The organism is Cryobacterium sp. 10I1 (assembly GCF_035019805.1).
In the GTDB taxonomy this organism is placed as follows: domain Bacteria; phylum Actinomycetota; class Actinomycetes; order Actinomycetales; family Microbacteriaceae; genus Cryobacterium; species Cryobacterium glucosi.
The window spans coordinates 1-557 of record NZ_JASJVF010000551.1 but is presented as its reverse complement, the minus strand read 5'-3'; the positions used below and the strand labels follow the sequence as shown (position 1 = coordinate 557).

Annotated in this window: 1 protein-coding gene; it reads right to left on the bottom strand. The window is 70.6% G+C overall.

The window, feature by feature from the left end:
- A partial coding sequence (locus QN345_RS19735) for a DUF222 domain-containing protein (RefSeq protein WP_323509204.1) occupies window positions 1–557 on the bottom strand: 557 nt, incomplete at both ends.

Below are 557 nucleotides of genomic sequence, written 5' to 3'. Positions count from 1 at the left end.
ACCGTCGGGGCGGATCCGCCCATGCTGGGCGTGTCCTCGTCGCGGGCGGCGTGTTCGAACAGGGCCCGGAGGATGTCGGCGCGTTTCTCCCCACTCGTGCGGGTATCCGCCCGGCGCTCCCGGAGCTCTGCCTCGATCACGTCCAGATCCGGGCCCGTGTCGGCGTCGGTACCCGCGGTCTCGGCGCCGGGGATCATCTGCCCCGAATCCATCAGGGCCTGTTCCTCGGCGGTGGGGAACGCCGGGCGGGCGTGGAAGCTGAGGAAGGCGTCGAAGAGGGTGTTCATCACCCCGTAGAGTTCCGGCGTGACTCCGCCCTTCACGGGGTAGAGCCCGTTCTTGAGTTGTCCGAAGCCGATGTTGGACTTCGCTTCGAACAGGTCCTCGGTTGGGAGGACCCCGTCGGGGTCCAGGGCCGCCTGCCACTGCGCGACCATGCCCCGGATCAGGTCCGTCGTCACCGGCACACCCGCCCCCGCCAGGTCCTCCGTCTCCGGGGTGATCAGGCCCGCCGCCGTGGCGACCAGGGCCCGCTCCGCCGTGAGCAGGTCATCCGG